Genomic DNA, 24297 nt, shown 5'->3' with positions numbered 1-24297 from the left:
GGTAGCTACGCCGGGACGGAGGAGGATCCCCATCCACCCGATGAACGTTCCTTTCACGCGTCAGCGCGCACGCTTATGACGCCGGAACTTCGGTGGATCATGTATCTCATACGCTCATCAAGCGTTCCGATACACCTCAACCATAACACCTCGCTCGTCAAGACCAGGCATAAACACGTCCCAGCCCCCGCCCGAGGTGACCTCTTTCAAAACCTTTAACGCTGCGTCTGCATGGATTTCACCATGCGCCAGCACCAAGACCGTTGGCCCGGCCCCGGAAATCACGGCGGCGCACCCTGCGGCTCGCGCGGCGCGCACCAGCTGCGCCGATTCTGGCATCGCTTCCTCGCGATAACGCTGATGCAACCAATCTCGAGTAGCCCTCATCAGATGACGCGGATCCTGCGTGATCGCATACGTCAAAAGCGAGGCACGCCCAGCGTCAGCAGCCGCATCGGCATGATCCACAACTGCCGGCAACAAACTGCGGGCAGCATCCGTGGACAACGTCATTTCCGGAACCGCAACCACAGGCGTCAACTGCGCGTGAACTCGCGCCGCCACCGTGGAAAACTCGCCTCCCGCTACGGGACTTAACGTCGCCCCGCACGCTACTGCCGCATCGGAATCCTCACCGGCCCCGCTGGCTTCGTCAACAGTCCGCGGCTCAGAAACATCGACCGCGTCCTCAGCGAACGACATCGTATAGCCGCCGTACACTGCCGGCGCGACGTTGTCCGGATGTCCCTCATAATGCGCCGCGAGTTGGAACAAAACGTCACGTTCCCGGTCAGTATCCAGCCCCAACAGGCCGGCCGCCGCGAAAACAGCGCTCACGATCGCCGCAGCGGAAGAACCTTGGCCGCGTCCATGCGGGATCCGGTTCTCAGCAATCAGTTCAAGACCAACCGCATCCATCACATCGGCGGATACACCAAGATCAGTCCACGTGCGGCGCATCGTCTTCACAACAAGGTGAGACTCATCCCGCGGCAACGTGTCGGAGCCCTCGCCGTTGATCTCAACCGAAACGCCCGCCTCCTGACGCGTGCGCACCATCAAGCGGTCGCCGTAGCCGAGCGCAAGCCCCAGGCTGTCATATCCGGGCCCGAGATTCGCGCTGGTAGCGGGGACGCGTACCGTCACGGCGCGCCCCGCCACCAGCATCAAACGGCCGTGCTCATCACGAACCGGCTCAACGTCACACATCATGGCTACGCGTCGCCGCCAGCCTCGCCTGCAGAAACCAAGCCCAGAGCCTCAGCAACCGTATGCACATCGAACGGCAACTGACGTGGGGCGGCTTCCTCAGCCGGCGCGGACTTCACGGCCCACTCCGGATCCTTCAAGCCATGGCCCGTCACGGTGATCACGATGGTCTTGCCCTGCGGCGCCTTGCCTGCACGGTGCATCTTCAAAAGGCCAGCAGCGCCCGATGCGGAAGCCGGCTCAACAAAGACACCTTCACGCGAAGAAAGCCAGCGGTGGGCCTCAAGAATCTGCTCATCGGTCACGGAGTCGATCAGGCCGCCAGACTCATCGCGGGCCGCTTCAGCCTGCTTCCACGACGCCGGGTTACCGATGCGGATCGCGGTCGCCACTGTCTCTGGCTCAAGCACAGGGTGGCCCTTGACGATCGGGGCTGCACCCTCAGCCTGGAAGCCCCACATGATCGGGGTCTTGCTCGCTACCGGCTCGAGGACCTCACCGTGATGGTTCTCGGTCTTGTTCGCGTACTCCTTGTAGCCCTTCCAGTACGCGGTGATGTTGCCCGCATTACCGACTGGCAAGAAGTGATAATCCGGAGCGTCGCCCAAGAAGTCCACGACCTCGAACGCACCCGTCTTCTGGCCCTCAATGCGGTTCGGGTTGACCGAGTTCACGAGGAACACCGGATACGACTCCGAAAGCTTTCGCGCAACGTCGAGGCAGTTATCGAAGTTGCCGTCAATCTGGATGATCTGCGCGCCGTGAGCGATCGCCTGCGAGAGCTTACCCATCGAGATCTTGCCGTCCGGAACCAAAACCGCACACGTCAGACCAGCCTGCTTCGCGTAAGCCGCCGCGGAAGCCGACGTGTTACCCGTCGAGGCACACACAACAGCCTTGGCGCCGTCGTTTACGGCGGCCGTGATCGCCATCGTCATGCCGCGGTCCTTAAACGAACCGGTCGGGTTCATGCCCTCGACCTTGAGGTAGACCTCGTTACCGGTCTCTTCCGACAAAGCCGGCGCATACACCAGCGGTGTGCCACCTTCGCCGAGCGTAACGATGCGATCGTCCTTGCTGATCGGTAGGCGGTCTGCGTATTCGCGGATCACGCCGCGCCACTGGTGAGCCATTTAGGCTTCTCCTCCTTCAACGCGCAGAACCGAGGAGATGCCCCGGACCACGTCCAATTTCTTAAGGTCTTCAACGGTCGCCGCGAAACCGGATTCCTGGGCGGCGTGAGTGATGAGGCGCAGCAGAGCGCGAGGCTCACCGGCTTGTTCCGCGTCCTCAACCGCGAGCGACTCCTGCTTCATCGATTCGATCGAAACGCCGTGCTGAGCGAACGTCTGGGCGATCTGAGCGAGAACACCCGTGGTGTCGTCAGCCTCGATGCCGATCGCGTAGCGGGTCACGGTGTCGTCAATCGTGAGGGCTGGCAGGCCTTCCGGCAGGGTGAACGGCTGGACGGCGGTTCCGCTGATGCGTTGACGCACGGCGGTCACGACGTCGCCCATGACGGCCGATGCGGTTGGGGCCCCGCCAGCGCCGGCGCCGTAGAACATGAGTTGGCCAGCGTTTTCGGCTTCGACGAACACCGCGTTGAACGCGCCGTGTACGGCAGCGAGCGGGTGTTCGCGTGAGATGAGCGCTGGGTGGACGCGCATGCTCACGCCGGTCTCGGTCTTGTTGACGATCGCGAGTAGCTTGATGACCTGGTTGTTCTCTTGCGCGGCCTTGACGTCCCCCGCCGTGACGGAGCGGATGCCTTCCGTGTAGACCTGGTCGATCGTGTACGGCGTTCCGAACGCGTAGGTCGCAAGTATCGCGGCCTTGGCGGCTGCGTCGTGGCCGTCGACGTCGGCCGAAGGGTCCGCTTCGAGGTAACCGAGAGCGGAAGCTTCTTCCATGACCGCATCGAGGGACGCACCTTCGCGGTCCATCTTGTCGAGGATGTAGTTGGTTGAGCCGTTGACGATTCCCATGACCGAGGTGATGTTGTCGCCGGCAAGCGACTCGTAGATCGGGCGCAGGATCGGGATCGCACCAGCCACGGCGGCTTCATAGAACAGCTGCGCGCCCTTTTCGCGTGCGAGCGCGTTGAGTTCCGCGCCGGATTCCGCGATGAGTGCCTTGTTACCCGTCACCACATCCTTGCCGGCGGACAGCGCTTCAACGATGTAGCTCTTAGCCGGTTCGATGCCGCCCATGAGTTCGATGACGACATCCGCATCGGCGATAGCAGCCGAGGCGTCGGCGGAGATAATGCCGCGGTCAATCCACGGGCCGCGGTCGGCCTCAGTATTGCGAACGACCACGTGGGTCAGCTCAAGCGAAGCCCCGGTCTTTTCCCGCAGAACGTCCTGATCTTGACGCAGAATTCGGGCAACCTCGGCCCCAACAGTTCCGGCGCCCAGCAAGGCTACTTTCAATGTGGTGGTCATAGGTTGTTGATTCCTCAATTCCTCGTCTGCTGACTCATCCGCTGATGACTCATCTGCTGAGTTCTCGGCCTGCTCCGTGCGCTGGCGGGCCGATGGTGGTCGTGGCTTTAGCTTCCGTGGCTTTGGACGCCTAGCTAGCCCTGAAGCCCCAGATCCTGAAGCCCCAGGTCGCGCGCGTAGAGATCATCGACTGTTTCGCCGCGCACGATGAGCCGGTGCTTACCGTCCTTAACAGCAACAATGCCAGGACGTGTGAGCATGTTGTAGTTCGATGACAAAACGAAGCAATATGCGCCGGTGGCTGGTACGGCCAGGATGTCGCCCCGCATGACGTCGTTAGGCAGGTACACGTCGCGGACCACGATGTCGCCAGATTCGCAGTGTTTCCCAACAACCCGCGAGAGAACACCCGGCGCGTGAGATGTGCGCGAGGCGAGGATCGCGGAGTAGTCGGCGTCGTACAGCACCGGGCGCGCGTTGTCTGACATGCCGCCGTCCACGGAGACGTAGCGGCGGGCGGCGGACTCCCCTGCTTCAGTTTCCACGGTGACGTCTTTGATGGTCCCGACGCTGTAGAGGGTTACGCCGGCGGGGCCTGCAATGGAGCGGCCCGGTTCGATCGAGATGCGCGGGCACGTGATGCCGAGGCGTTCGGTTTCTTCGCGGATCACTGCCGCGATTCCGGTGGCGATCTCGTGTGGTTCGCGTGGGCTATCGGCTTCCGTGTAGGCGATGCCGTAGCCGCCGCCAAGGTCGAGTTCGCCGAGTTCAACGCCATGGGTTTCCTTGACCCATGCGATGAAGCCGAGCAAGCGCCGGGCCGCTTCCTCGAAACCTGCGGATTCGAAGATCTGCGAGCCGATGTGGCAGTGCAGGCCGATGAGCTCGACGTTCTCGGCTTCGAGGGCCTGCGCAACTGCTTGCGCGGCGGCCGAGAGCTCTGCGCCTGGTCGCGGCGTCATCGAGAGCCCGAACTTTTGGTCCTCGTGCGCGGTCGCGATGAACTCGTGGGTCGATGCGTGAACACCGGGGGTCAACCGCAACATGACGGGCGCGGTCGCTCCCCGGCTTCCAGCGATCTGATTGATGCGTTCGATCTCCTCAAGCGAATCCGCGATGATGCGGCCCACGCCGGCGTCGATAGCGCGGCGCAACTCCGCATCGGACTTGTTGTTGCCGTGCAGACCGATGTGCGCCGGATCAGCTCCAGCGGCAAGCGCGAGCCCCATCTCCCCGCCGGAAGCGGTGTCGATGCGCAAGCCCTCTTCGGTGACCCAGCGGACCACGTCGCTCGTCAGCAGAACTTTGCCCGCATAGTAGACGTCCGCGCCACCACACAGATCACTAAAGGCCGCATCGTACGCTTCTTTGAACGCACGGGCACGGGTGCGCAGTTCGTCCTCGTCGATCACATAGATCGGCGTCCCATACGTCCGTGCAAGAGTCTCCACGGAAACCCCACCCAGCACGAGCTGGCCGGAAGGGTCACGACGAGCTGACCGCGGAAACAGGCGCGGCGTGTTGGGGCGTTCGAGGTCGCTGAAGTTCTCTGGGACCGTCAACCAGTCAGGCGCCAACGGCGATGCGTGTGTTGTGCTCATCAGGGTCCTTCACAGTCCTTCACGTTGCGTCTTTCGCAGTGATGCTAGTTCGCCCGTGTCGATTCGTACCGCCTTGTTACGGGAGGTGTCGCATCTTTTCTGTGTCACATCTTTTCTATGTCACATGTTTTCTGTGTCACATCTTCTCTGGCGCGCTTACGCCGAGCAGTTCGAGGCCGTTGGCGATGACCGTGGTGGTGGCGTCGTTGAGCCACAAGCGGGTGCGGTGGACATCCTCGACCGCTTCGTCACCGACTGGGGTGATGCGGCATGCGGCGTACCACGTGTGGTAGGCAGCGGCCACGGATTCGATGTGGCGAGCAACGCGGTGTGGTTCGCGGCGCTGGGCTGCTGCCGCGACTGCCGATGGGTAGGCGGTGAGCGCCGCGAGCAGGTCGTTTTCTGCCGGATGGTTCAGCAGGCTCGCGTCGAACACGGAGCGATCGACGCCGCGGTCGGCTGCCGCACGGGCCGCTTGGCGGGAGCGTGCGTGGGCGTACTGGATGTAGAAAACAGGGTTTTCGTTGGTTGCGGTGCGCAGAACCTCAGGGTCGAGGTCGATCGGCGAGTCCGCTGGGACGCGCTCAAGCGAGTAGCGCAGCGCGTCGGTTCCGAGCCATTCGATGAGGTCCTTGAGCTCGATGATGTTGCCGGCACGCTTGGACAAGCGCGCGCCGTTGACGCTCATGAGCTGGCCGATCAGGATTTCGATGTTGGCTGCGGCATCGTCGCCGGCTGCGGCTGCGATGGCTTTGAGGCGGCCGATATAGCCGTGGTGGTCTGCACCGAGCAGGTAGATCTTCTCGGCGAAGCCGCGGTCTCGCTTGTTGAGGTAGTACGCGGCGTCTGCGGCGAAGTAGGTTGGAGCTCCGTTGGCTCGGATCAGGACGCGGTCCTTGTCGTCACCGAATTCGGAGGTGCGTAGCCAGATGGCGCCGTCCTCTTCGTAGACGTGCCCCTGTTCCTTGAGGCGTGCCACGGCTTCTTCGATTTTGCCCTGGTTGTGCAGGTCGGATTCGGAGAAGTAGACATCGAAGTGCACGCCGAAGTCGGCGAGGGTGTCTTTGATGTCTTTCATCTGCAGGGCGTAGCCGCGTTCACGCAGAACTGGCAGGGCCTCGGCTTCGCTGAGGTCCTTGACGCTCGGGTCGTCAGCGAGGATCTGCTCGGCCATGTCGGCAATGTACTGGCCCGGGTAGCCGCCCTCTTGGACTTCGAGGCCGTGCATGCGCCGGTAGATCGAGGTCGCGAACACGTCCATCTGGGAGCCGGCGTCGTTGATGTAGTACTCGGCGGTGACGTCGGCGCCGGATGCGCGCAGCATGCGCACGATCGAATCGCCGAGCGCCGCCCAGCGGGTGTGGCCGATGTGGAGCGGGCCGGTTGGGTTCGCGGACACGAACTCCATGTTGATGTTGTGGCCGGCGAGCGCATCGTTGTTGCCGTAGGTTGCACCGGCTTCGACGATGGTGCGCGCGATCTCGGCGGCGGCCGCGGTGTCGAGGGTCACGTTGATGAACCCTGGGCCCGCGATGTCCACGGAGGCGACACCTGGTGTTGCGGTGAGCTTCTCGGCGATCATCTCAGCGAGCTCGCGTGGTGCGAGCCCGGCTCGCTTACCGAGTTGGAGGGCGATGTTGGTAGCCCAGTCCCCGTGGTCACGGTTCTTTGGTCGCTCTACCTTGACGGTTTCTGGCAGGTCGACGTTGAGCCGCCCCTCGTTGCTGAGGGCGTTGAGGATCTCGGTGAGGTGCGCGGAAAGCTGTTCTGGAGTCACAAGGCTTCATCCTACCGAGGCTGAGCCCGTGATGCATCGCGGATTGCAGATGTGTCACAGCGCGGCAGTTGTGACGGTTCCGGATGGGGTGCATTCGCTCACGCGCGGGCTGGGGTGCTATTGTCTAGGACGGCCGTACACTTTGTGTGGCTGTGCCCCCGTAGCTCAGTGGATAGAGCGTCCGCCTCCGGAGCGGAAGGTCGAAGGTTCGAATCCTTTCGGGGGCGCTTTTTCGTTTAAGCATGGGTTTCGTTGTTTGTGCAGGTGGTTTCGTGACGACGGTTGCGTTGTTAGGTTCTGGGTTTGCGGCTCAGGAGTTGGCTCCTTTGTGCGCGCGGGCTTTGGCGACCACTGGGGCAGGCATTGGGGCGGGGCGTGGCCGCTTGGTGGTGTGGTCGCGTAACTCTGAGACGCTGGGCTGGGTCATCGATGACGCCCGCGATGCGGTTGCGAACGATGCGGTGGTTGCCGACGATGTGGTGGTTGCGGCCCCCGACGCCGCGTCAGCTGTAGGCGGCTTCATTAAAGGCGGCTCTGAGATCCCGCCGGCTGATGTTGTGATTCTTGCGTTGCCGTTTGGCTCGGCGATCAACGATGTTGTTGCCGGCTTGGGTGACGCATTGGCCGGCACAGCGGTCGTGGACATTTCGAATCCGGTCGAGATGACTGCGTTGGGTCCTAAACAGGCGATGTATGTTCCGGCGGGTTCCGCCGGGCAGGAGCTTGCTCAACGCTTGCCTGCCGGCTGTGTGCATGTTCACGGTTTGACGCATCTTGACGCGTCGGTGTGGGCCGAGGCCGCCGCGCTCGGCGCTGACGGCTCGGTTCCGGCCGCACTGCCTCTCGTGGCATCCGCGCCAGCGAGCGATCCCCGGCTCCAAACCGTGCTGGACCTGTTCACCCGCATGGGTTTCGCCCCGCGCATCATCGGCGGGGTCGAGGATTCCTCACTGATCGAGGTGGGTGGCCCGTGGGCTCTCGCGTATGCCCGCCGCTCCCCTATCTCGTCTGATTTCACGTGGGAAGCCGCAGCCGAGGCCTCCCTGCCCGGCGCCTAGCCGCCGGCCTTACGCACAGCACGAAACTCCACACACCTAGACCCTCAGACAAACCAAAGAACCGCAGACACACCTTAGAACCGCAGACTTTAGAATGGGCTCACCATGTCGATGACCATTTCGTATCCTCCAGAGCTTCCGGTTTCAGCCGCGCGTGACGAGATCGTTGACGCGCTGAACCGTCACCAAGTGATCGTGGTTGCGGGTGAAACGGGTTCGGGTAAGACGACCCAGCTCCCTAAGATGCTCGCCGAGGTTTTAGGCGTTGCTGACGCTGAGCCTGGCGAGCGCGGCATGATCGCGCACACTCAGCCGCGCCGTATCGCGGCGCGTTCGGTGGCTGAGCGTTTGGCAGAGGAGCTGGGCACCACCATCGGCGATGATGTGGGCTATCAGGTCCGGTTCACGGATGAGTCGTCGAAGAAGACCCGCATCAAGCTCATGACGGACGGCATTCTGCTCGCGGAGATCGCGGGCGATCCGCAGCTGTCCCGCTACTCCGGCATCATCATTGACGAGGCGCACGAGCGTTCCCTCAACATCGATGTTCTCTTGGGGCACGTCGCGCGTCTTCTCCCCCAGCGGCCGGACCTCAAGGTTGTCATCACGTCGGCGACGATCGACCCGGAGTCTTTCGCCCGCCACTTCGCGACCAAGAACGTCGAAGGCGAGCTCGTTCCGGCGCCGATCATCGAGGTTTCGGGCCGTACGTACCCGGTCGAGATCCGCTACCGCCCCGTGGGTGAGGACCCGAACGATGGCGCAGATGAGCTGGATCCGGCGTCGATTCCCGCTGATGTGGATATGACCTCGGCGGTGGTCGATGCGGTCAAAGAGTTGGCCTCGGAAGGTCCCGGGGATATTTTGGTGTTCTTCTCCGGCGAGCGCGAGATCCGCGATGCTCAGCAGGCGCTCAACGGGGTCATTAGTTCGACGCCGCGGTTGCGTAACAGCGAGGTCTTGCCGCTGTTTGGTCGGTTGTCGATGGCGGAGCAGCATCGTATTTTCGCGCCGGGTTCGAAGCGGCGGATCGTGTTGGCGACCAACGTCGCGGAGACTTCGCTGACGGTTCCGGGGATCCGGTACGTGGTGGATACGGGGCTTGCGCGTATTTCTCGGTATTCGACCCGGACCAAGGTTCAGCGGTTGCCGATCGAGCGGATTTCGCAGGCTTCCGCCCGACAGCGTTCGGGCCGTTCGGGCCGTGTTGCTGACGGTATCGCTATCCGTTTGTATTCGGAAGAGGACTTCGAATCCCGCCCGGAGTTCACTGATCCGGAGATTCTGCGCACCAACCTCGCGTCTGTGATTTTGCAGATGGCCGCGATGAAGGTCATCCAGACCCCGGACGATATCGCTGACTTCCCGTTCGTTCAGGCTCCGCCGGCGCGTGCTGTGCGCGACGGCGTGACGCTGCTGCGTGAGCTTGGCGCGCTCACCGAGCCAACTCAGCACAACACAGGCCAGCAGCAACAGCGCCAGCAACAACAGGGCAAGCCACGCGGCCGCCGCGGACGACGTGACCGCGGGCCTCAGCAACCGCGCGGTCCGTTGACCCGCATCGGGCGCGATCTTGCTCGTCTACCGGTGGATGTGCGCTTGGGACGCATGATCCTTGAGGCCGCGAAGCATTCGGCGGCTACCGAGGTTTTGGTGATCGCCGCGGCACTGTCGATTCAAGACCCACGGGAGCGCCCATCGGAGGAATCCGGTAACCGCGCCAAGGCGGCGGAGTTGCATTCACGCTTTGCTGACAAGAAATCCGACTTCACGGGCCTGCTCAACCTGTGGCGGTACCTGCAGGAGCAACAGCGGGAGCTCTCGTCCTCGGCCTTCCGGCGTATGTGCCGCGCGGAGTTCATCAACTATCTGCGGGTACGCGAATGGCAGGACCTGTTCGAGCAGCTACGCAAGCTCGTCAAGCCGTTACGCATCGCAGTACCGAACCGCGATGTCGATCCGGTCAACAAGCACGACGCGATCCACATGGCGTTGCTGAGCGGCCTGCTTTCGCACATCGGTTCGTGGGACGAACGCAAGCGCGAGTACGCGGGCGCGCGAGGCACGCGTTTCTCGATCTTCCCGGGCTCGGCGCTGGCTCAGCGCAAGCCTGAGTTCGCGATGGCCGCCGAGCTTGTGGAGACCTCGCGCCTGTGGGCGCGCACCGTCGCTGAGTTCAATCCGGACTGGGTCGAGAAGGTCGCCCCGCACCTGATCAAGGTTTCGCATTCGGAGCCGCACTGGTCGCGCAAGCAGGGGGCGGCGTTGATCTATGAGAAGGTCACGCTGTTCGGTGTCACGGTGGTCCCACGGCGCCGCGCTCAGTTGTCGCGTTTGGACCGGGCGCTTGCACGCGAGCTGTTCATCCGTCACGCGCTGGTTGAAGGTGATTGGGACACGCATCACGCGTTCTTCCGCCGCAACCTCAAGCGTTTGCGTGAGGTCGAGGAGATGCAGACCCGCATGCGTCGGCACGACCTGCTCGCCGACGACCACGCCCTCTTCGACTTCTACGATCAGCGCATCCCCGAGCACGTGACCGATCAGCGTGCTTTGGACCGCTGGTGGAAGGGCGCCCGCAGCGAGAACCCCCACCTGCTGGACTTCGACCCGGAGAAGCTCCTTCAGGCCGACGGCGAAGAGCTTGATCACGACGCCTACCCACAGCAGTGGCGCGTGGACGATGACCTCTCGCTTGAGCTGCGTTACGCGTTCGACCCCACGGGTGCCGGCCGCGACGGCGTGTATGTTCGCGTTCCGATCGTGTTCCTCAACCAGCTCAGCCCCGAGCCGTTCCAGTGGCATGTCCCGGGGTTCCGCGTCGAGTTGATCACGGCCTTGATCCGTTCCTTGCCTAAGCAGGTGCGTAAGGCTTTCGTCCCAGCGCCCGATGTGGCCCAGGCCGCCGCTGATGCGCTGGCTGAAGACTTTGATCCGGCAACCGATGCGTTGCTTCCTAGCCTCGAACTTGCGTTGCGCAGGCTCCGCGGCGAGGTGATCCCGCCTGGGTCTTGGGATCTGGAACGCGTTCCTGACTATCTCAAGCCGACGTTTCAGGTCATCGGTGCGCGCGGCAAGATCCTCGGGGATTCGAAGGATCTGCGAGCTCTGCAGGCGCAGCTTGCGAGCCAAAACCGTGCCGCGATCGCGTCCGAGCTCGGAGTTTCCGCCGAGCAGCTTGGCGAGGCCAAGCGGCGCGCTGGCGGCAAGCAGGCAGCAACGACCTCCGGGAAGCCGGGCGGAAAATCAGCACCTAAGCCAGCACCTAAGCCGGGCCCTAAAGCGAATGCGGCCACCGCATCGGGCGTTGATACAGCATCCAGCGTGTGGGAGCAGCGCGGGCTCACTCAGTGGCCGCCCGATCTCCCGGAGCAACGCTTCCCGCAGGAGGTTTCAGCAACCGTGCGTGGCCGTGACATTACCGGCTACCCGGGGCTGACCGACCTCAAAGACACGGCGGGCATCACGATCTACCGGTCGGTTGCGGAACGCACCGTGGGCCACCGCCGCGGGACCATCCGCCTACTTGCGCTCACGGTCCCGTCTCCTCAGCGCTACGTCATGGATCACCTGACCAGCCGCGAGAAGATCGCGTTCGCTCGGACACCGCACGGGGACGTGGACACGTTCGTCAAAGACGCGGTCTATGCCGCGATCGACCAGCTGACCCCGCCTCAAACGCCGCTGGATGAGGCCGGGTTCAAGGCCCTCTTCAATCACGCCCGTGGCGAGCTCACCGAAACCACGTTGGGGCTCATCAAGAGCCTCGAAAAGACGCTTGCAAGCGCCAACCGGATCCAGGCGCGGCTCGATTCGATCACCTCGAACGCGCTGGCCGATACGGTCTCGGATATCCGTTCCCAACTGCGCGGGCTGCTATATCCGGGCTTCGTGGCCGCGGCAGGCGGGCACAACGTCATGCACTTGCCGCGCTACATGGAAGCGATCGAGAAACGTCTCGACAAGGTTGAAGCCGGAGCGCTGACCCGCGACCTCGAAAACACTGACATCATCCAAGATCTCGAAGACGCCTACGACGACGCCCTCGACGCCGTCCCGCAGGGCGCCGCCCCTTCGGAGAAGCTCCTGGACATCAAGTGGCTACTCGAAGAACAGCGGGTGTCATTGTTCGCCCAAGAATTGGGAACAGCGCGGTCCGTATCCCCTAAACGGATCCGAACCGCGCTGCGAGAAGCCCAGCACTAGCTGCTACTGAGGAAGGTTGGCCCCGTGGCCGGCTTCCTTGAGCGCATCGAGGATCTTGCGTTGCGCTTCGTCGAAAAGCTCAGCCGCCACGTCGTTCTGGACGTTATCGAGGTTGTAGTCCTCAAGCGAGTTGGTTGGCCACACGTGAACGTGCAGGTGATCGACCTCGAAGCCAGCGACCATGAGGCCGGCACGCTCGGCGCCGAAGGCCTTGAGCTGAGCCTGGCCGATCGTCTGAGCCACCGTGGAAAGATGCGCAACCAGCTCAGGGGATGCGTCCGTCCACTTATCGACTTCCTCACGCGGAACAACGAGCGTGTGGCCCTGCGTGATCGGGCCGATCGACAAGAACGCTACACACGTGTCATCCGTCCACACGAAGCGGCCCGGAAGCTCACCGTCGATAATTCGGGTAAACAACGTTGCCACGGAACATCCTCTCCACAAGCCCGCACCCGCGGGCGATCTAACTACTGGTTATGCGTTCAGATGCGAATCCAAACTACCGATATCCAATACACCACGGTAGTGGAGTTCGCCCGCGACCATCCGGTCCCATGCCTCATTCATGTCAGCGGCGGTCACAATCTCGATGTCGGGAACAACACCGTGGTCAGCACAGAACTCGAGCATGCGCTGAGTCTGTTCGATCCCACCGATCTTGGTTCCAGCCAACCGCAGGCCCCGGTTCACCAGGGTGCGCGGATCAACCAGCGGCATCTCTGAACCATCCGCATCTGCCGGCAGACCCGCAAGCACCACAGTGCCTCGCGGAGCCAACAGATCCAGAAGAGCATTCACATCGTGAGGCGCGGAAATCGCGTCCACGAGCACCGTGAAGCGACCACGAGCCGCTGCCATCGAGCCTTCATCCGTCGTGAGCACGACGTCGTGGGCACCTAGCCGGCGTGCATCCTCGGCTTTCGCTTGCGTCCGGGTCAGCGCGGTGACCTCGGCGCCCATCGCGGCGGCAAGCTTGACCGCCATATGCCCCAATCCGCCGATACCGGCTACAGCAACCTTGTCCCCCGGCCCAACACGTAGGTCCTCGAGCGGCGCGTACATCGTGATGCCGGCGCATAGCAACGGCGCGGCGTGCGCGGGACCAATCTTCTCTGGAATGCGCAAGACGAAATCCTCGGGAACCACGATGCTCGTCGCATAACCACCTTGGGTGCGTTCCGAATGCGGCTCATCCCACGTACCGTAGGTTCCCACGGCGTTGTGGATGCAGAACTGCTCGTCCTGGCGCTTACACGGTTCGCACACGCGGCACGAACCCACCATGCAGCCCACGCCCACGCGCTCGCCGACCTGCCAGCTTTGCACCTCGGAACCAACCGCGCACACGCGCCCCACCATCTCATGCCCCGTCACGAGCGGAACCGCGCGAGAGCCCCATTCGCCGCGGGCAGTGTGCACATCCGAATGGCACAAGCCGCAGTATTCAAGGTCGATGACGATATCCCTCGGCCCGGCAGCACGGCGCGGGATCGCGAGCTCTTCCAGCGGCGCACCTAGCTCCCGCACGCCCACGGCGAGCGCTTCGTGAGCCTTACCCTGGAACGCCGCGAGACGCTGGGCTTCCCATTCTTCTGCGGTGAAGAGGTCCTCGCCGTCTTGAGGGAAACGCGCTGGCAGAACTTTGTCTTTACGCCCGACGCGCGGGTCAGGTTGGCCGGGCGCCTCCCCTTCCGTTGCTGTTGTGTCGTCTGCTTGTTTCTCCGCGTTGGAGGTTTTGGCTTCCTGGGCGGCTTGTTCGGCGCGTCGGCGCGCCTCGGCGAGAACGGTGACGGAAGGAATCTTCGCAGGTGTCATGTCTCTACTTTACGCACGCCCGTCGCACCCGCACACTAAACTGGTGGGACGCGTGGTTACGTGTTCGTGCCGTAACCCTGACCCGGTTGTGAGTTGAGGAGAACGTATGTCGAATAAACCGGCAACACCTGTGCGCCGCAACACTCGTCAGCGTGCACTTCTTGAAGAAGAACTCGACCGCCACGATGATTTCCGAACCGCGCAAGAGATCCACCAGTGCATGCTCAGCCACGGAGACACGGTTTCACTCGCGACCATCTACAGGTCGCTCACCCAGATGCATGAGGACGGTCTTGTAGACCAGGTTCGCACTGAAAGCGGAGAGATGGCTTTCCGCCGCTGCACCGACGAAGGGCATCACCATCACCTCGTGTGCCGCCAGTGCGGCGCTGCAGAAGAAATCGACGCCCCCGAATTTGAAGAATGGGCCGACCAACTCGCTGCCGCTTACGGCTTCACGGGTATCGACCATAACCTCGAGATCAACGGCTACTGCCCGGACTGTTCCCGCAGCCGGTAGCCGTTCAGCGTTACTGTTTCCACGCCATCGTGCGCGACCCTATGGCCCGCGCGATCAACCAGATCACAAACGAGATCGTCGTGATGTAAGGGCTCACGGGAAGCGATCCGGCGAGGGAGAGCAGAAGCCCGCCCACGAGCGAGATTTCGGCGAAAATAACCGACAGAACAACAACCTTGCCGGGGCTCGCTGTCAACCGCATCGCCGCAGCCGCTGGCGTGATCAGCAACGCCAAAACCAACAGCGCACCCACGATGTGGATCGACAACGCAACCGCGATGCCCAGAACGATCATGAACGCGGTCGATAGTCCTGCCACTGGAACGCCACGAGCGCTAGCGACCCACGGGTCGGTCGAAGCGAACATGAGCGGCCGCCACATGAACGCCAGCAACGCTAGAACAAGAGCGGTGCCGATCGCGATCGAGCTCAAGCGGGAATCATCCACCGCGACGATCTGGCCGGTCAGCAGACCAAACTTGTTTGCGCTCCGGCCCTGATACAAGGACAACGCCAGGATGCCCAAGCCGAGCCCGAAAGGCATCATGACGCCCGTGATTGCGTTCCTTTCACGCGCACCGGATCCTAGAAGCCCCATGATGAGGGCGGCGAGAATCGAACCGACCATCGAGCCCGTCACGACGTCATAACCAAGCAACAGCGCGATCGAGGCGCCTGCGAAGCTCAGCTCCGCGATGCCGTGGACCGCGAAGCCCATGTCGCGGGTCATGACCATGACGCCAACGACGCCGCCCATGACCGCGAGCAGCGCGCCCGCGATAATGCTCGGCCACACGAGAGCAAGGAGCTCACCGTAATCCTCAAACGAGAAGATCCGTTCCCAAATCTCAGGCCCCACGGCGCACCTCCTCACCGTAGCCGTCATGGTCGTGAGCGTGATCGTGATGGGCGTGATCTTCACTGCCCAGAATCGCGACGCGTCCGCCCAAGCGAACAACGTCAATCCGACGCCCGAACAGCTCCGAGAGCGTGTGGGTGTTGATGACGTCTTCAGGAGCACCGATGCGGTGCTGCCCCTCGACCAAGTAGAGGACCCTGTCCACGTACGGCAAGATCGGGTTGATCTCGTGGGTCACGAAAATGATCGCCGAATCCTCAACCCGAGCCTGCTCGGCGATGAGCTTAGTGACTTCCTGCTGACGTGCAACATCCAAGGACAGCAACGGCTCGTCGCACAACAGCAATGCTGGGTTGCTCGCCAACGCTTGCGCGGCACGCAACCTCTGCTGCTCGCCACCAGAAAGCTGCCACACAGGCCGCATCGCATACGACGTTGCGTCGACTCGCTCAATGAGCTCGTCCACGCGCTTCTTCAAGCGGCGGCGACGCGGATCGAAAAGCCGAGGACCCCATCGTTCGCCATCTAATCCCTGCGCAACCATGTCCCACCCCCGAAGAGGGGTCCCCTCGGGGATGGGACGTTGCTGAGGGATCACGGAAACATCATGTTCCTTAGTGCTCACACCATGCCCGGCGATGCGCGCCTCACCACTCGTGAGGTTCTGCATACCCAGCAGAACCTTCAACAACGTGGTCTTCCCGGCACCATTCGGCCCCAGGACGGCGACGAACTCACCTGGTTCGATCGTGAGATTCAGGCGATCGAAGATAACGCGGTCCCCAAAACGCAGATGAGCGTCAATCAGCTCAACCGCGGGGGCTTTAGCGTGTTCAGACATGTGTGAGGTGTACTCCAAAAATTGATCAGGACTACTTCGCGTCTACAGCCTTAGCGATAGCGGCGACGTTGTCCTTCATCCATTCAACGAACGACTTACCTTCCGGAATCGTCTCAGTGACGTCGACCGTCGGGACGCCCGCCTTCTTAGCCGACTCGTACAGCTTCTTAGTCTGCGGGTCAGCAGTCTGCGAGTTGAAAGCGAACAGCTGAACTTTACCCTGCTTGAGTGAATCCTCAGCACGCTTGATGACGAGCGCAGGGATCTCCTGGCCAGCCTCGACCGCCGACGAAAGGCCTTCCGGCGTGCCGTCCTCCATGCCGAGCTCGTCGAGCAATGCTTCCGGAACCGGCTCCGTCATCATGAACGACTTACCCTTGAGCTTCTTCTCAGCTGCCTTGAAGTCCTCGGAGTCAGTCACGTCCGAGATCTCCTTGGCGAGTTTGGAAGCGTTCTCCTCGTAGGTCTTCGCGTTGTCCGGGTCGGCCTTTGCGAGTGCCTCGCCGACTTCACCTACGAACTCCTCCATGTGGTCCAAGTCGTACCACACGTGCTCGTTTTCGCCGTGCTCGTGGCTGTGACCCTCGTGGCCGTGGTCGTGGCCCTCCTCGTCATGATCATGGCCGTGGTCGTGGCCCTCTTCACCGTGCTCGTGGTCGTGGTCATGACCTTCTTCACCGTGCTCGTGGTCGTGGTCATGACCTTCTTCACCATGATCGTGATCGTGGCCCTCTTCACCATGATCATGGCCATGATCGTGGCTGTGGCCTTCGCCCTCGAAGGACTTCACTACGGTCGGAGCCTTGTCACCGAGGTCCTCGATGATTTGTTCGGCGAAGTAGTCGTAACCGCCACCGTTGATGATGACGACGTCGGCCTTGCTGATCGCAAGCTTGTCTTTGGCCGTGGCTTCATACGAGTGCGGGTCCTGAGCCGCGTTGCTAATAATGCTCGAGACCTTGCCGTGTTCCCCAGCAACGCTCGAGGCGATATCGCCGTAAACGTTGGTCGTCGCAACGATGTTCAGCTGCTCAGTCGCGCTTCCTTCCTTGCCCTTGCCGTCCTCTGCTGCCGAGCAGCCGGTGACGGCCAAGCCAAAGCTGAGTGCAGTGGCCAAGCCGAGCAAGCCTTTGACCTTAGCGGCCCGAGGGCGCGAGGTGGTTGCGAATGCCATCTTTGGAACCTTCCATGTTTACGCGATGGACACCACGAGGCCCCACATCGCTATTGCAAACTATTCTCAGTAACAATAGCGTATGGGGCTCACGCATCATCACACAGACAGAAGTGAGATCCCTTACTCGGTAGACACGTTGAGTCGGCGTTGCCCCTGCTGCTGGGTCGCGTCCCGGATCTCACCCACGAGGGTCTCCAAGACATCCTCGAAGAAGAGAATCCCGATCGTCTCCCCGGCGTCATCCAAAACGCGTGCCACGTGAGAACCCGTCCGTTGCATCACAGCAAGAGCCTTCTCAACATCAACATCCGCGCCAAGGTTGACCAGCGATCGAACACGGGTGATAGGCATCGGGCGGTGCGAGTCCTCGAGCGGAACCCCCATGACGTCCTTCAGGTGGAGGTACCCCATCAGGTCGCCATCCTCGTCGACCATCACAAACCGCGAAAAGCCAGTGCGCCCAACTGCACGCTCAAACTCCTCAGGAGTGATGTCGACATCCAGCGTCACAACATCGTCGATCGGAACAGCGATGTCACGCACCACCTGATCCGAGAACTCAAATGCAGACGAGAGCAGTCCGGCCTCGTCGTCGACCAAACCCGTACGAGTGGATTCCTCGACGATCTGCTGAACTTCATCCACGGTAAACGACGACGCAACCTCATCCTTCGGTTCCAGCCCCAAGGCCCGGACCGCGTGGTTAGCGATCCAGTTCAACGCGACCACAATCGGACGCATCGCCTTAGAAATGAGCATGAGCGGCGGCGCCAAGATCAGAACAGCCTTGTCAGCCATCGAAACCGAGAAGTTCTTCGGAACCATCTCACCGACCGTCACATGCAGGAACGTCACCACGATCAGCGTTGCGGCGAGCGCGACAATCGAAATGACCGATTCCGGAACGCCAATCGCGTGCAGCGGAATCTCAAACAAGTGATGCACCGCAGGCTCAGCGACGATCAAGATCAACAGCGAACACACTGTGATACCGAGCTGACACACCGACAAGACAATCGTGACATGCTCCATCGCCTGAAGCGCCGTCTTCGCACTCTTTTGCCCTGCCTGAGCTTTCGGCTCAATCTGAGCACGACGAGCCGACATCACCGCGAACTCACTCGCAACGAAAAACGCGTTAGCAGCCAAAAGGACAACAAGCCATACAAGACCCCACCAGTCCATTACGCCTGCACCCCCTCAGCCTCAGCGGAGGCATCGGCACCGTCCTGTTCCGGAGCCGGAACAAACTCGAGACGATCAACACGCCGCTTCTCCATACGCGTCACACGCAACATGCCACCTGTGACCTTCAGCGTGTCACCCACGACAGGCAATCGACCCAGCGCGGACATCACAAAACCACCCAACGTCTCATACGCGTGACCCTCCGGAACCTTCAACCGAGGAATCTGATCCGTAGCCTCATCCGGACGCAACAAGCCAGGCACGAACCAGCGGCCATCGGCAGTCTGCAAAACACCAGGAGACGTGCGGTCATGCTCATCAGCGACCTCACCCACGATCTCCTCGACCAAATCCTCCAAGGTGACCATGCCAGCGGTACCGCCATACTCATCGACCACAACAGCCATCTGCAGCGGTGCTTCACGCAACTCACCGATCAGATCATCCAACTGCACGGTCTCCGGAACCCGGATCACATCCTGCATGATCGTGCCGGCAACCAGCTCATCGCGCTTCTCACGCGGAACCGAAACAGCCTTCTTGACGTGCACGGCACCCAGAACGTCATCCGAGTCCTCACCGAACACAAGGAAACGCGAGAAACCAGTGCGACGAGCCTGATCAATCAGAGCAGGCAGCGGAGCCTCATCCTCGATCATCTCGACCTTGATGCGAGGCGTCATGACATCCGCGGCCGTACGCTCCGAAAAGGCCAACGTTCGCGCCAAAAACTTAGCAGTCTTCGCATCCATGGTCCCCTGCTGCGCCGAACGCGCAAGCAAACTCTGAAGCTCAGCCGGAGTACGCGCCCCCGACAACTCTTCCTTAGCCTCAATGCCGAACAGGCCGAGAACCCAGTTAGAGAAACCATTCAGCCCGATCACGACCGGCTTGAAAACGGCCGTGAAGATCAACTGCGGGCGGGCCAGAGCGCGGCCAATCCGGTACGGATCGGCGATCGCCATATTCTTAGGGATCAGCTCACCCAGAATCATCGACAACAGGGTCGCGACCACCATCGCAACCACCAGGGACACCGCACCCGCGGCCGCCTCTGGAACACCCCATCCAACCAAGACCGGACCCAGCAACGCGCTGAACGCAGGTTCGATGACGTAACCCGTCAACAACGTCGTAATCGTGATGCCCAGCTGAACCGCAGACAACTGCGTAGAAAGCGACTTCAACGCCTTATACAGCGGGCGGGCCTTAGTGTCACCCTCGTCGATGGCCTTTTTAACTGACGTCGAATCCAACGCCACAAGCGAAAACTCAACCGCAACAAAAAACGCAGTCCCCAAAACCAAAAGGAGACCTAATACAAGCATGAGCCACGACATCAGAGGTCGGCTCCGCGGTGAGCGTTAAAGGAGAAATATCCGAAGACCGGACTAGAAGGCTCCGATCGCTGGGCCGCGCGGGCATGAGTAGCGCGCGCGCCCGTGTAACAGTGATGTGTCATAGTGGCACCACTATACAGGAACCACCCCCACCGAGCTCATGGAAGAAGCTCAAAATTCGCTCACAAAATGCGTTCAAGATTTCCATCGCAACGAGTGTCGATCCTCACTGTGCTCCCCCGCGCTGTTCGGTATGATGTTGAGTCGAATAATCATGCTCCTGAACTGTGTGTACGGAACACACGCGCACACAGTCTCGGAAGCACCATCAAACACTCCGAGACAAAACATCGGAAAGAGGCGTATCCCTAGTGTCTGACGTGTCTATCGACCAGCTGAAAGAGGAGTTCGGGGGAAACGAGTGGCTCGTTGACGAGCTCTACCAAAAATTCCTCGCAGACCCATCATCGGTCGATGAGAAATGGCGTTCGCTCTTCGAACAAGTAAAACCCTCGAACGACGAGAAGCCCGCAGCTCCAACTGCTAACAAGCCAGCCGCACCAGCCGCCGCAAAGGAACCAGCCAAGCCGGCTTCCTCTCCAAAGCACGCGGCACCAGCCGCCAAGCAAGAGAAGCCAGCGGCAACCCCAGCGCAGGCATCCCCAGCAGTGCGACCATCGCGTCAGAAGAGCCAGCTGCCAGCGCAGCCAGCCAAGAAGGAAGACGCCCCAAGCGATCCAAGCGCAAGCAAGGTTGAGCGCCTCCGCGGCCCGGCCCGCGCAATCGCTAAGAACATGGACGAGTCCCTGACCGTTCCAACCGCAACCACGGTCCGCGCCGTCCCAGCCAAGCTGCTGATCGACAACCGCATCGTGATCAACAACCACCTGCGTCGGGCACGCGGCGGCAAGGTCTCCTTCACCCACCTCATCGGATACGCGATCTGCCGAGCACTCAAGCTCAACCCGTCGATGAACGTCAGCTACGACGAAGAAGACGGCAAGCCAGTCGCAATCCATAACGCCCAGGTCAACTTCGGTATCGCAATCGACCTGCCACGCCCTGACGGTTCGCGTCTGCTCGTTGTACCGAACATCAAGGGCGCCGAGAACATGACGTTCTCGACCTTCTGGGAAACCTACGAAGACATCGTCAAGCGCGGCCGCGAAGGCAAGCTCACCGCGGAAGACTACGCCGGAACCACGGTCTCCCTGACCAACCCGGGCGGCCTCGGAACCGTCCATTCCGTGCCACGCCTCTCCAAGGGCCAGGCAACCATCATCGGTGTCGGCGCGCTCGACTACCCAGCCGAATACCGCGGCACCAGCGAAAAGGTCAAGGCCCGCAACGCCGTCGGCAAGATCATCACCCTGACCTCGACGTACGACCACCGCGTCATCCAGGGTGCAGCATCCGGCGAATTCCTGCGCGAAATCGAAAACCAGTTGCTCTCAGACGAGTTCTGGGACGACGTATTCGAGCAGCTGCGCATCCCATACGTGCCGGTCCGCTGGGCCGTCGACAACCAGGTTGATGCCGACTTCCAGATCAACAAGGTTGCTCGCATCCAGCAGCTCATCGAGTCCTACCGCTCGTCTGGCCACCTCATCGCGGACACCAACCCGCTGACCTACCAGATGCGCTTCCACCCAGACCTTGACGTCCAGACCTACGGCCTGACGCTGTGGGATCTTGACCGCGAATGGGTCACCGGCGGGCTCGGCGGCCACGACCGTCTCCCGTTGCGCGACATCCTGGGTATCCTGCGTGACGCTTACTGCCGCACCACCGGCATCGAGTACATGCACATCCAGAACCCAGAAGAGCGCGAATGGTTCCAGTCCAAGCTTGAGCGCCCATACGAGAAGCCGACCCGCGACGAACAGGTTCGCATCCTCGGTAAGCTCAACCAGGCTGAAGCGTTCGAAACCTTCCTGCAGACCAAGTACATCGGTCAGAAGCGCTTCTCGCTCGAGGGTGGCGAATCCCTGATCCCACTGCTTGACGCGATCATCTCCGACGCCGCAGATGCAGGCCTCGACGAAGCCGCCATCGGTATGGCTCACCGCGGCCGCCTCAACGTGCTCACCAACATCGCAGGCAAGACCTACGGACAGGTTTTCCGCGAGTTCGAAGGCACCGTTGACGCATCGACCGTCCAGGGTTCCGGTGACGTGAAGTACCACCTCGGCACCGAAGGCTCGTTCACTTCCGAGTCCGGCAACACGACCAAGATCTACTTGGCCGCTAACCCGTCCCACCTCGAAGCTGTAGACCCAGTCCTCGAAGGCATCGTCCGCGCTAAGCAGGACATCATCGACCGCGGCCCAGACGGCTTCACGGTCCTGCCGATCCTCGTCCACGGTGACGCCGCAATGATCGGTCAGGGTGTTGTTGCTGAAACCCTCAACCTCTCGCAGCTGCGCGGCTACCGCACCGGCGGTACCATCCACGTGGTTGTCAACAACCAGGTTGGTTTCACGACCCCACCAAGCTCCTCGCGTAGCTCGGTCTACCCGACCGACTTCGCCAAGGCCATCCAGGCTCCGATCTTCCACGTCAACGGCGACGACCCAGAGGCAGTTGTGCACGTTGGTCGCCTAGCGTTCGAATACCGTGAGAAGTTCAACCGCGACGTCGTGATCGATCTGGTCTGCTACCGCCGCCGTGGTCACAACGAGGGCGATGACCCATCGATGACCCAGCCGCTCATGTACAACCTGATCGACGGTAAGCGTTCGACCCGCAAGCTCTACACCGAAGCGCTCGTGGGCCGTGGCGACCTCACACAGGAAGAAGCAGACGGCGCACTCAAGGAATACCAGTCGCTGCTCGAGGCCGCGTTCTCTGAGACCCACAAGGCTCAGACGACCCCGATGCCTGCAGTCGGCGCGAACGGTGCGCTTGGCATGCCAAAGGCTCAGGCTGAGGACGCCGATGTATCCGATCCACGTGCAGACAACACCGCGATCACCCCTGAGTTCATCAAGGCCGTCGGTGACGCTCACACGGAAATCCCTGAGGGCTTCCACGTTCACCCGAAGCTCAAGACCCTGCTCGAACGCCGTGCAGATATGTCCGTCAACGGCGGCATCGACTGGGGCTTCGCGGAACTCACCGCGTTCGCTTCGCTGACCTCTGAGGGCATTCCTGTTCGCATCACCGGCCAGGACTCCCGCCGCGGTACGTTCGTTCAGCGCCACGCGGTCTTCCACGACCGCACCAACGACGACGAATGGACCCCACTGCACCAGGTCAAGGAGAACGCTGCGAAGTTCATGATCCACGACTCCTCGCTTTCGGAGTACGCGGTTCTGGGCTTCGAGTACGGCTACTCGGTTGAGCGCACTGACGCTTTGGTCCTGTGGGAAGCCCAGTTCGGTGACTTCGTCAACGGTGCGCAGACCATCATCGACGAGTTCATCTCCTCCGGTGAACAGAAGTGGGGCCAGCGCTCCTCCGTCGTGATGCTGTTGCCTCACGGCTACGAAGGCCAGGGCCCAGACCACTCCTCGGCACGCATCGAACGCTTCCTGCAGCTGTGCGCGGAAGACAACATGCGAGTAATCAACCCGACCACGGGTGCGAACTACTTCCACGCACTGCGTCGCCAGGCCTACCTGCGCCCACGCAAACCGATGGTTGTGTTCACGCCTAAGCAGCTGCTCCGCTTGAAGGCGGCAGCTCAGCCAATCGAGGCATTCACCCAGCAGACGTTCCAGCCGGTCATCCCGGACAACGATGTTGACGCATCGAAGGTCAAGCGTGTCATGCTGGTCTCGGGTCGTCTGTACTACGATCTGCTTGCACGCCGTAAGAAGGACAAGGACGAGACCACCGCGATCGTCCGCGTTGAGCAGCTGTACCCGCTGCCTCAGGAACAGATCGCAGCTGAGCTCGCTAAGTACCCGAACGCTGATATCCGTTGGGTTCAGGACGAGCCAGAGAACCAGGGCCCATGGCCGTTCATGGCAATCAACCTTGTGCCGACTCTGGACCGCGAGGTCACCGTCGTGTCCCGCCCAGCTGCGGCGGCACCATCGACTGGTTCCTCCAAGGTTCACGCCCAGGAGAACGCGGACCTGTTGGACCGCGCGTTCAACTAAACGGCCGCGTTCAACTAAACCGCGTGTGGTGCTTCACGCGCCACCAGGCTGGTAGGCCCGCCACATCCTTTCGAGGATGTGGCGGGCCTACCGCTTTAAACCACTACTGGCCGTTTTCTTGTGTGGAATAACCGCGCCGCTACGCGTTTGCGG

At 61.7% G+C, this 24297-nt stretch carries 16 protein-coding genes and 1 tRNA gene; 5 read left to right on the top strand and 12 right to left on the bottom strand.

What is annotated here, in order from left to right; genetic code table 11:
* Positions 1-117: 117 nt before the first annotated feature.
* The 5 genes from thrB to argS form a co-directional block, all read right to left on the bottom strand.
* The gene (thrB, locus tag CAY35_RS03735) at positions 118-1212 is read right to left on the bottom strand and encodes a homoserine kinase (protein ID WP_109303376.1); all 1095 of its coding nucleotides are present in this window, start codon (positions 1210-1212) and stop codon (positions 118-120) included.
* Between the two features lie 2 nt (positions 1213-1214).
* Positions 1215-2342: a threonine synthase gene (gene thrC / locus CAY35_RS03730; RefSeq protein ID WP_109303375.1), complete on the bottom strand. Its 1128-nt coding sequence runs from the start codon at positions 2340-2342 to the stop codon at positions 1215-1217.
* Positions 2343-3653: a homoserine dehydrogenase gene (locus CAY35_RS03725; protein WP_109303374.1), complete on the bottom strand. Its 1311-nt coding sequence runs from the start codon at positions 3651-3653 to the stop codon at positions 2343-2345. It lies immediately after the preceding gene.
* Between the two features lie 134 nt (positions 3654-3787).
* Complete coding sequence (gene lysA, locus CAY35_RS03720) at positions 3788-5254, bottom strand: diaminopimelate decarboxylase (RefSeq protein WP_109303373.1); 1467 nt, start codon at positions 5252-5254, stop codon at positions 3788-3790.
* 136 nt (positions 5255-5390) lie between these two features.
* Positions 5391-6995, bottom strand: coding sequence for an arginine--tRNA ligase (gene argS, locus CAY35_RS03715; RefSeq protein ID WP_375231750.1), 1605 nt, complete (start codon positions 6993-6995; stop codon positions 5391-5393).
* Between the two features lie 190 nt (positions 6996-7185).
* On the opposite strand from argS, the gene CAY35_RS03710 reads away from it, so the two are divergent.
* The 3 genes from CAY35_RS03710 to hrpA all read left to right on the top strand — a co-directional run bounded on the left by CAY35_RS03710 (position 7186) and on the right by hrpA (position 12295).
* Positions 7186-7258 (top strand) — tRNA-Arg (locus tag CAY35_RS03710).
* A gap of 15 nt (positions 7259-7273) precedes the next feature.
* Positions 7274-8089 carry a hypothetical protein gene (locus CAY35_RS03705; RefSeq protein WP_109303371.1) on the top strand — a complete coding sequence of 272 codons (816 nt, stop codon included), beginning with the start codon at positions 7274-7276 and terminating at the stop codon, positions 8087-8089.
* A 105-nt stretch (positions 8090-8194) separates the two neighbouring features.
* Positions 8195-12295: an ATP-dependent RNA helicase HrpA gene (hrpA, locus tag CAY35_RS03700; RefSeq protein ID WP_109303370.1), complete on the top strand. Its 4101-nt coding sequence runs from the start codon at positions 8195-8197 to the stop codon at positions 12293-12295.
* A gap of 3 nt (positions 12296-12298) precedes the next feature.
* Here the strand turns inward: hrpA and CAY35_RS03695 are convergent, their stop codons facing one another.
* Entirely contained in the window at positions 12299-12724 is a 426-nt protein-coding gene (locus CAY35_RS03695) for an HIT family protein (protein ID WP_109303369.1), read from the bottom strand.
* A 48-nt stretch (positions 12725-12772) separates the two neighbouring features.
* The gene (locus CAY35_RS03690) at positions 12773-14113 is read right to left on the bottom strand and encodes an NAD(P)-dependent alcohol dehydrogenase (RefSeq protein WP_109303368.1); all 1341 of its coding nucleotides are present in this window, start codon (positions 14111-14113) and stop codon (positions 12773-12775) included.
* Between the two features lie 106 nt (positions 14114-14219).
* On the opposite strand from CAY35_RS03690, the gene CAY35_RS03685 reads away from it, so the two are divergent.
* On the top strand, positions 14220-14633 hold the full coding sequence (locus CAY35_RS03685) for a Fur family transcriptional regulator (protein ID WP_101629534.1): 414 nt from the start codon (positions 14220-14222) through the stop codon (positions 14631-14633).
* A 10-nt stretch (positions 14634-14643) separates the two neighbouring features.
* Here CAY35_RS03685 and CAY35_RS03680 read toward each other — a convergent pair whose 3' ends face one another.
* The 5 genes from CAY35_RS03680 to CAY35_RS03660 form a co-directional block, all read right to left on the bottom strand.
* Positions 14644-15519: a metal ABC transporter permease gene (locus CAY35_RS03680; RefSeq protein ID WP_101629535.1), complete on the bottom strand. Its 876-nt coding sequence runs from the start codon at positions 15517-15519 to the stop codon at positions 14644-14646.
* On the bottom strand, positions 15482-16333 hold the full coding sequence (locus tag CAY35_RS03675) for a metal ABC transporter ATP-binding protein (RefSeq protein ID WP_109303367.1): 852 nt from the start codon (positions 16331-16333) through the stop codon (positions 15482-15484). The genes CAY35_RS03680 and CAY35_RS03675 overlap by 38 nt, the downstream gene beginning before the upstream one ends.
* A 31-nt stretch (positions 16334-16364) precedes the next feature.
* Positions 16365-17507, bottom strand: coding sequence for a metal ABC transporter solute-binding protein, Zn/Mn family (locus CAY35_RS03670; RefSeq protein ID WP_109303366.1), 1143 nt, complete (start codon positions 17505-17507; stop codon positions 16365-16367).
* Between the two features lie 123 nt (positions 17508-17630).
* Positions 17631-18695 (bottom strand): hemolysin family protein, encoded by a 1065-nt coding sequence (locus CAY35_RS03665; protein WP_109303365.1) that lies wholly within the window; start codon positions 18693-18695, stop codon positions 17631-17633.
* Entirely contained in the window at positions 18695-20038 is a 1344-nt protein-coding gene (locus CAY35_RS03660; protein ID WP_109303364.1) for a hemolysin family protein, read from the bottom strand. The genes CAY35_RS03665 and CAY35_RS03660 overlap by 1 nt, the downstream gene beginning before the upstream one ends.
* Before the next feature lie 371 nt (positions 20039-20409).
* Between CAY35_RS03660 and CAY35_RS03655 the strand changes: the two genes are divergently transcribed.
* On the top strand, positions 20410-24144 hold the full coding sequence (locus tag CAY35_RS03655; protein WP_109303363.1) for a multifunctional oxoglutarate decarboxylase/oxoglutarate dehydrogenase thiamine pyrophosphate-binding subunit/dihydrolipoyllysine-residue succinyltransferase subunit: 3735 nt from the start codon (positions 20410-20412) through the stop codon (positions 24142-24144).
* Positions 24145-24297: the final 153 nt, after the last annotated feature.

This window comes from Pseudoglutamicibacter cumminsii (genome assembly GCF_003143995.1).
Taxonomy (GTDB): domain Bacteria; phylum Actinomycetota; class Actinomycetes; order Actinomycetales; family Micrococcaceae; genus Pseudoglutamicibacter; species Pseudoglutamicibacter cumminsii_B.
This window is presented reverse-complemented; position numbering and strand designations above follow the sequence as displayed.